General features: G+C 42.3%; 6 protein-coding genes and 1 riboswitch. All 6 genes read left to right on the forward strand.

The window, feature by feature from the left end; genetic code table 11:
• Positions 1–480: 480 nt before the first annotated feature.
• The 6 genes from KTR07_RS27145 to KTR07_RS27170 all read left to right on the forward strand — a co-directional run bounded on the left by KTR07_RS27145 (position 481) and on the right by KTR07_RS27170 (position 9269).
• A complete protein-coding gene (locus tag KTR07_RS27145; protein WP_016268789.1) occupies positions 481–1800 on the forward strand; it encodes an IPT/TIG domain-containing protein in 1320 nt (439 codons plus the stop codon).
• A 16-nt stretch (positions 1801–1816) separates the two neighbouring features.
• Positions 1817–4900: a TonB-dependent receptor gene (locus tag KTR07_RS27150; protein ID WP_010535407.1), complete on the forward strand. Its 3084-nt coding sequence runs from the start codon at positions 1817–1819 to the stop codon at positions 4898–4900.
• A gap of 12 nt (positions 4901–4912) precedes the next feature.
• The gene (locus tag KTR07_RS27155; protein WP_010535408.1) at positions 4913–6892 is read left to right on the forward strand and encodes a RagB/SusD family nutrient uptake outer membrane protein; all 1980 of its coding nucleotides are present in this window, start codon (positions 4913–4915) and stop codon (positions 6890–6892) included.
• 54 nt (positions 6893–6946) lie between these two features.
• Positions 6947–7843 (forward strand): BT_3044 domain-containing protein, encoded by an 897-nt coding sequence (locus KTR07_RS27160; RefSeq protein WP_011108278.1) that lies wholly within the window; start codon positions 6947–6949, stop codon positions 7841–7843.
• A 141-nt stretch (positions 7844–7984) separates the two neighbouring features.
• Positions 7985–8080, forward strand: a riboswitch (TPP riboswitch).
• Between the two features lie 2 nt (positions 8081–8082).
• The gene (gene pnuC, locus KTR07_RS27165) at positions 8083–8649 is read left to right on the forward strand and encodes a nicotinamide riboside transporter PnuC (protein ID WP_011108279.1); all 567 of its coding nucleotides are present in this window, start codon (positions 8083–8085) and stop codon (positions 8647–8649) included.
• Positions 8646–9269 carry a thiamine diphosphokinase gene (locus KTR07_RS27170; protein ID WP_055229426.1) on the forward strand — a complete coding sequence of 208 codons (624 nt, stop codon included), beginning with the start codon at positions 8646–8648 and terminating at the stop codon, positions 9267–9269. Before pnuC ends, KTR07_RS27170 begins: the two co-directional genes overlap by 4 nt.
• Positions 9270–9386 lie beyond the last annotated feature (117 nt).

Here is a 9386-nt window from a genome sequence, read left to right on the forward strand (position 1 = left end):
CTTACATTTGTTAATTTTTAATTTTTGAATCAGAAAGCCAACTGCTGATTCGCATTAATAACTAAAGAATTTATAATAGCAATCAAAACAAGGACGGTATATCGAACGGTTCGCTTCATTATATATTCATATTAGTTTAAGTGTCACAAAAATAATCAATATTATAACAGAAAGGCGAAGCAAATGATAAAAAAAGCAATTTTGAATGAAAAGATATACATGGATGAATAAAAGCATATGCTCCTGATTCCTTGAAATCCCCTAAGTTTGTATCCTGAAAACCGAACGGAAAGTGTGCTTCACAATTATATATAGCCATTTACACCTTTGAATCTGTAATATTTAAAACAATTAATCACATGAGAGAAAAAGCCAAAAGCCCTTAAGTCAAATTGAAATCAATTAGAATCTATTAAACCTTATTTAAATAGAAAGCCTAAAAAGACCTTTTTTCAAACTAATAAAATCTTATAGAAAAACATGCGTAAATCATTTAATCTAATCTGGATGGTTTTCGGCTTCCTGCTACTAATAGTAGGTTGTAATGAAGACAAGAAAAGCACAGCTTTCGATCCTAATCAACCAGTCAAGTTTACAGAGTTTATGCCCGATTCCGGTGGCATACGAACCAAATTCATTGTTAAAGGTTCCAATTTCGGAGAAGACAAAAGCCAAGTGAAAGTTTACTTCAAGGATGAAGTAGGTAATGAACGGGAGGCATTGGTTTTAGGTGTCAAGCCTGATGTTATTTATGCCCAAGTGCCCAAGCAAGCCGGAGGGGAAAGCCATGTACGGGTGGAGATTGCCGGAAAAGAAGCTGAACTCAGCAATGCTGAAAAAACATTCAAATATATTGTAACTTCTTCCGTATCTACAGTAGTAGGAAAAGCCAAAGAAGGTGGCAATAAAGACGGAACTCTCGGCGAGACCACATTCAATACTCCAAGGTATGTAGCTGTAGACAATGATGACAATGTATTCATATTCGACTCTGATGGAAGAACGCGTTTATCATCCATCGAACAAAATAAAACGATCACTTTACTGGATGGCATGGTAATCGACCAACCTTTATTTATCGATAAAGAAAAGAAACAACTATTTGGTCCATGCGATAATGCCAACTTCGGTTGTTTCTTATTCGATGCTAATGTGAGCTGGGTGGCTGATAAAATGGGACAGCTTTTAGCCAACGGAGGATGGATGCATAGTGTTGTTCTCGACCCTGTAGATTCTACTTTTGTGATATACCGCCAAAACACAGGACAATTGTGGACACAACCTTTTGATAAGAATAAAAGAACCTTAAATCCCAACAAAGCAAAACGAATCGGTACACTCTATAATGTAGGCTCCAATGGTTTATGTGCTTACAATCCGGTTGATAAGTATGTTTATTGTGTGTTGCATAGTAAAAGTGCAGTTTATCGCTTTAAGCTCACACGCGATACGGACGGTTGGCCAGCTCTAGACGGAGACATTGAAGAATATATTCCCGGTGCAGGCGCAGGCTTCCGGGACGGAGATGTACAAGAAGCACAATTCAATGAGCCGCGTGGAATTGCTATTGATAAAGAAGGCAATTTATATATAGCGGATGTTAATAACCATCGGATTCGTAAAGTTGACACCAAGTTAAATATCGTGACCACGATAGCAGGTAGCGGGAAAGGATACAAAGACGGGGATCCTTTGGAAGCCCAATTCGATCAGCCTTGGGGTGTCTATTTGGACAAAAATGAATTTCTTTACATTGCAGATCAAAACAACCACTGCATCAGAAAACTTGCTATTGAATAATTAATAAGGAATAGAAATGAAAACACTATATTTTAAATTAACCCTGTGTTTCTTTCTGCTATTGGCAGGAAATGCAACACAAGGGATATGGGCCCAACAAGAACCAATTCAAATTGCCGGAATCGTGTTAGATGAACATGGTGATCCGCTCCCGGGTGCAAACATATCTGTTAAAGGGAAAGAAAAAACCGGAACTATAACAGATATGGATGGTAACTTCAGTATGAAATCATTAGCTCCAAAAACAACGCTGATTGTTTCATTTATGGGATATAAGAGCAAAGAAATAGTGGTTGCTCAAACCGATAAGAAGATGCGTATATCTCTGGAGCCCGACTCAGAATCATTGGACGAAGTAGTTGTTGTAGGTATGGGAACACAACGTAAAGTCAGCGTGGTAGGTGCTGTCACCAGTGTCAATCCGGCTGCCATCAGTGCTCCGTCAACTTCCGTAGCCAATATGCTGGGAGGTGTGGTTCCCGGTATTATAGCCGTTGACCGAAGCGGCGAACCGGGGCAGGATGTTTCTGAGTTCTGGATTCGCGGTATCAGCACATTTGGTGCCAACCAGTCTGCGCTGGTTTTGATTGACGGTATTGAAGGAAACCTCAACGACCTCGACCCGTCGGATATTGAGAGCTTCTCTATCTTGAAAGATGCTTCGGCAACAGCCGTTTATGGTGTACGTGGTGCAAATGGCGTTGTTTTGGTAACGACCCGTTCCGGTCAGGAAGGTCGAACCAAGGTAACCTGGAAAAGCAGTATGACTCTCTCTTATTCCCCCCGTATGCCCGAATATCTGGAAGCATACGATTATGCCAGCTTGGCAAACGAAGCCCGAGTGGTAAGCAATATGGACCCTCTTTATAGCCCGACAGAACTGGAGATTATTAAAGCAGGACTGGATAATGACTTATATCCAAACGTTAACTGGCAAAAAGAGATACTGAAAGATGTAACTATTAATCATCAGCACTATTTAAATGTATCCGGTGGTGGAAAAGTTGCCAGATATTTTGTCAGTGTAGGAGGTACATTCAAAGATGCTATCTTCAAGCAAGACAAAGTTAACAAATACAACACGAATGTCAAATGGGCTAAATATAATTTCCGCGCAAAGGTAGACATGAACCTAACTTCATCAACAATCATGGGATTGGCTATGGACGGAGCTATTGTAGAAGACAGAGCACCGGGATTCGGAACTAACAATGACGCACTCTGGGCCGCACAAGCCTATCTGACTCCCCTGACGGTGCCTTTACGTTATTCCAATGGAATGCTTCCTGCTTATGGTAAAAACGGAGAACAGATCTCACCATATATCTTGTTGAACCATACCGGATTTAAAAAGGGAAACCGGACCACTATGAACATCAATTTCACCTTACGTCAAGACTTCGGAAAATGGATCAAGGGTTTGACTGCCAGAGGAATGTTCTCGTATAACAATAACAATATACACAACGTAGTCCGCTCCAAAATGCCGGACCTATACAAGGCCTTTGGCCGTTACAATGACGGTTCATTAATGACACAACGTACGGTATCAGCCAGTAACATTCAATTCGCCAAGAGTGCTGCCAGTGACCGGAGATATTACTTCGAATCGCAACTTGCCTATGAAAGACTTTTCAATCAGGAACATCGTGTAACCGGTTTGATACATTACTATATGCAAAGCACCGAAACCACCGAAGCAAATGATGAAATTTCATCTATTCCCAAACGTTATCAAGCGTTATCTGCCAGAGCCACTTACTCTTATAAAGATGCTTATCTGATAGAAGGAAACGTAGGATACACCGGTTCCGAAAACTTTGAACCGGGCAAACAATTCGGTTTGTTCCCTGCAATAGCCTTAGGATGGATCCCGACCCAATACGAATTTATGCAGAATCATGCAGGATGGCTCAACTTTTTGAAGATCAGAGCTTCTTATGGTGAAGTTGGTAACGATCAGATCGGTGGTGGACGTCGGTTCCCATATCTGACGTTGATTAACTTTGGAGGTGGTAGTCGTTGGGGTTCCAATGGATTGACAGAAAAACAAATCGGAGCCAACAACTTACACTGGGAGGTAGCCAAGAAATATAACCTGGGTATCGACTTCCAATTTCTCAATGATAAAATAGGTGGAACGGTAGATATCTTCAGAGACACTCGTGATAATATCTTCCAGGAAAGAAAAATGATGCCTTCGGAAGTAGGCGTCGTGACCAACCCATATACCAACGTAGGACGTATGCGCAGTAGTGGTATAGATGGTAACATTTACCTGAACCAGAAAATAAACGAAGACAACTCTTTCACGGTGCGTGCCAACATGACATATGCTGTCAGCAAAGTTGTACATTGGGACCAGGATGCGGTGCGCTACCCTTACCAATCGTATAGCGATGTAAATTATGGTGTTATGCGCGGTTTGGTTGCATTAGGCTTATTTCAAAATCAGGATGAAATCAACCGAAGCCCGAAACAGACATACGGCGAAGTACGCCCCGGAGATATCCGCTATAAAGACGTGAACGCTGACGGAAAAATTGACGATGACGATATTGTTCCTATTGCACACTCCAATGTACCGCAAATTCAATACGGTTTTGCACTGGAATACAGATATAAAAGATGGACTATCAGTGCTTTATTCACTGGAGCAGCCAAAGTTAACTTCTTATACGGCGGTTCCGGATTCTATCCCTTCTCAGGCGGAGAAGTCGGCAACATTCTATCCATCGTAAACGACCCGAAGAATCGTTGGACACCGGCATGGTATTCAGGGGATCCTTCTACAGAAAACCCGAATGCACGTTTCCCGCGCCTGACTTACGGAGAGAATAAGAACAATAACCGTGCTTCTACTTTCTGGCTGGCAGATGGTTCTTACCTGCGTTGGAAATCATTGGATATTTCCTATCGTATCGGAACGAATAAAGTACTAAGGACAGTGGGCATCAGTGATATGAATCTGCAATTTGTCGGACAGAATCTGGCAGTATGGGATTCAGTGAAACTATGGGATCCGGGACAGGCATCTAAAAACGGCGCCGTATATCCGCTACAGCGTACTTTCTCTTTACAGTTAACAGCTACGTTCTAATTGAAAACTATTATGAAAAAGATATTAAAGAAAAGCCTTCATATTCTATGCACGACACTGGGAATCATCCCGTTCATGCTGACTTCATGCAACTATCTGGCAGTTGATGAATACTTTAACGACCTGACTCCACTCGACTCCATCTTTGCCAGACAAGATTATCTGGAGCGTTATGTGTGGGGAACTGCGGCATTAATGCCCGCTCAAGGCAACTTGTTTTCCGGTTCCTACGGTCCTTACGAGACTGCGGTAGATGAAGTTCTTCTGTCATGGCAGAAAGCTGAGTACGCCGGTACCTACTTGTATGCAGACAAAATTACGCAGAACGATTCTTACTACAACATGTGGGGACAATACTACAAAGGTATCCGTAAGTGTAACACTATCTTCACCCGCATCGATGAATGCAAAGACCTGAAAGGATTGGACAGACGTGAAATTATGGGTTTGACTCATTTCATGAGAGCTTCCTTCTATTTCTATCTGTTGGAACTTTACGGACCGGCAGTCATCCTTCCCGAAGAGCCGCTGTCGGTAGATGAAAACATTGAAAACTTGTCATTCGAACGTAACACGTACGATGAATGTGTGGAATATATCTGCAAAGACCTCGAAGAAGCTTACAGTCTACTGGACCCGACGCGCCCGAGCACTCAATTCGAACGTCCTACCAAATATGCGGCAGCCGCCCTCATGTCACGTGTCCGGCTTTATCAAGCTTCCAAGTGGTACAACGGCAATCAATATTATGCCGACTGGACCACTTCCGACGGACGAAACATGATAGCCCAGCAATATGACCCGGTGAAATGGGCGAAATCAGCTGCTGCCTCCAAGAGAATTATCGATAGCGGTATTTACTCATTATACACTGTACCCAGCGATGAAAACACGTATGCATCCTCTCAGGCGTCACAAGCGGAATTTCCGTTAGGAGTAGGAGGAATCGATCCTTACCATTCGTATATAGACATGTTCAATGGAGAAGCACTGGCTGTGAAAAACCCTGAACTTATTTATGCTACTCCCTTGAACAACAACATCATTTCAATCGCCTTCCCGTTGAAACTGGGAGGATGGAACGGCTTAGGAATCACTCAGAAACTCATAGATGCCTACTACATGAAAGATGGAGAAGATTATGTGCAACAACCTGATTATTATGAAGAAGCGGGTACTGTACCTACCATCGCCACAGGATATGAGCTGAGACCAACCGTTGCCAAAATGTATCTGGACCGCGAACCGCGTTTCTACGCATCTATCGGATTCTGTGAATGTTTCTGGCCCGCAACTTCGGTAACAGGAACCGAAGCTCCCAACGTGACTAACTTTACAGCAGGATATTACGTGAATGGCAACTGTGCAAAACAGGCTGCCAATCCAGAAGACTATAACTTAACGGGATATACTCTAAAGAAATATATCCATCCGGAAGATAACTGTACCAGTCATACAGGTGCTAAAATAAAACCAAAAACATTCCCTGTATTCAGATATGCGGAAATACTGTTGAACTATGTAGAAGCATTGAATGAACTGAAAGGAGAACCGGAATATACGGAAGCGGCAGATAACACCACTTATCATGTTTTGTATAATCCGGAGGAAATCATGTACTACTTCAACATGATTCGTTACCGTGCCGGATTGCCGGGCATCACCCTTGCCGATGCCAGCGATCAAGTGAAGATGCGTCAGTTAATCATCCGCGAACGCATGATCGAATTTGCGTGCGAAGGAAGAAGATATCATGACCTGCGTCGTTGGGGACTAGCAGAAACAGAAGAAAACAAACCGGTACAAGGTATGGACGTTACCAAGAAGACAACCGAAAGAGACCAATTCTATACTGTTGTCAATGTAGTTCATAAGTATGCATTACGCAGCTTTGACAGGAAGATGTACTTCTATCCTATTCCGAGAGCCGTATTGGATAAAAATGCCAAACTGAAACAAAATCCAGGATGGGACGGATTCGGAGATTGGTAACTTTCCCCTTTCTATCATATAACTGATTATTAATCATATAAAATTGAACATATAATGAGATCAATATACAAAATAGTGGTCTGTTCTTTGTTAACGCTCTCCATCACTTCTTGTGAAAAAGACCTGCTTGAAAAAGAACAATATCAGAAAGAAATCTACCTGATCGGTGCTTACAACCGAGTATGGACCACAGAAGTAAGCTACAGTAACGAAGAAGTGAAAACTTATTTCACGGTCAGCAGTTCCGGTACATTAGCATTAGACCGAGATGTGAACGTAAAAATGAAGATCAACGAAGAGTTGGTAGATATTTACAATAAAAAATACTGGACCGTTCTGAATGAGGACAAATATTATAAATCACTGGATACTGATTTATATTCCATTCCTTCTTTGGAGAATACGGTAATCAAGCACGCTGAAGGTATTTCCGCCGAAGTTCCTGTGTTGATAAAGACAGCAAGTCTGAAGATTGACCAGTCATACGTCATCCCCGTCGAAATAGAAAGTACAACAGGATATCCGATAAGTGAATCCGGATATAAAATGTTGATTCTATTAAAATTAAAGAATGACTATTCGGGCAGTTACCAGATGAGTGGGCATACCACCTTAGAAGGAGAAACTCCGAAGACGATTCAGAAGCCTAAAACGATTAAGCCTACCGGAGTCAACACTGTCAGACTATTCTATGCCATGAACAACGAGAGCGACGAGAAAGCTGATATCCAAACGGGTACAATAGAACTGACCATCACGGATCAGATAGTGGAAGGCACTAATGATGTAAAGAAAGTTTTGATCAAAGCATGGGATGCTGAAAACGGACCGGTAATTATCGACTCAGGAGAAAGTACCTACAACACAACCGCCAAAAAGTTCAGCCTCAAATATACGATCGGTAACACGCTATATGAAGAGCAACTGACCAAAGAAAAAGAAGTTTTATAATACACGACAAATGAGGAGAAGAGGAGATTTCACGGCATTGCAAAAATGCCGCTGAAATCTCCTCTTCGTTTTTTCAACGGAGGACTTGTTTTTACATGATTCCTTGTTTTCCTTCTGCTAAATTCGTAATTTTACCGCCGATTCACGCAATAGGGGTGCCCTAACATGACAGGCTGAGAACATACCCATAGAATCTGATCCGGGTAATGCCGGCGTAGAGAACGAATAAATAAGCAAATATGGAAATGAATTATCTGGAGATATTCGGTACGTTTATCGGTATTATCTACCTGTGGCTGGAGTATCGCGCCAGTATCTATCTGTGGCTGGCGGGCATCATCATGCCGGCCATTTATATCTTTGTTTATTACGACGCGGGGTTGTATGCCGACTTCGGCATCAACATCTACTATCTGATAGCTGCCATCTACGGATGGTTCTTCTGGATGTGGGGACACGGGGAAAAGAAAAGTCTCCCCATTATACATACCCCGTGGAAATGCTATCTGCCACTATTCCTTGTGTTTATCGTGTCTTTCGTCGGCATCGCCCGGATACTTATCGAATACACAGACAGTAACGTTCCGTGGCTGGACAGTTTCACAACGGCGTTGAGCATTGTCGGAATGTGGATGCTGGCACGCAAATACATCGAGCAATGGTTTGCCTGGATTCTTGTCGACATCGTCTGTTGCGGACTTTATATCTATAAAGATCTCTATTTCACCTCCGCATTGTACGGACTTTACTCCATTATAGCTATCTTTGGCTACTTCAAATGGAAAAAAATAATGAACATGCAATGATAAACGAACACTATATACCCCAAGCCGTCATACTTGCCAACGGTGAATATCCTGCGCACGAACTTCCCCTGCGTCTTTTGGCAGAAGCCCAATTCGTCGTTTGTTGCGACGGGGCCGCCAATGAATATATTTCCCGCGGACATACTCCCGACGTGATTATAGGCGATGGAGACTCGCTCCTGCCGGAATATAAAAAGCGTTTTTCCTCTATTATCCTTCAAATTTCGGATCAGGAGACGAATGATCAGACCAAAGCTGTCCATTATCTGCAAAGTAAAGGGATACGGAAAATCGCCATCGTAGGTGCTACCGGCAAACGGGAAGATCATACGTTAGGAAACATCAGCCTGCTCATGGAGTATATGAGAAGTGGCATGGAAGTACGGACAGTCACTGATTACGGGACATTTATTCCTGTGAGTGATACGCAAAGTTTTGCCTCACATCCCGGTCAGCAGGTCTCTATCATCAATTTTGGAGCTGAAGGATTAAAAGGAGAAGGATTGTTTTATCCGCTAAGCGACTTCAGCAACTGGTGGCAGGGAACACTTAATGAAGCAACAGCAGATGAGTTTACCATTCATTGTACAGGAGAATATTTAGTATTCCTTGCTTATTAAATCCCTGTTCCGGAAAAATATTCTTTCATCTGCCTTACTACTGATAGTTTCCTACTGTGGAATGTCTTACCCTGGATTTGGTTGACTACTATAAGTATCAACTAAAATGAATAAAAG

This window comes from Bacteroides sp. MSK.20.82 (genome assembly GCF_019052485.1).
In the GTDB taxonomy this organism is placed as follows: Bacteria; Bacteroidota; Bacteroidia; order Bacteroidales; family Bacteroidaceae; genus Bacteroides; species Bacteroides thetaiotaomicron.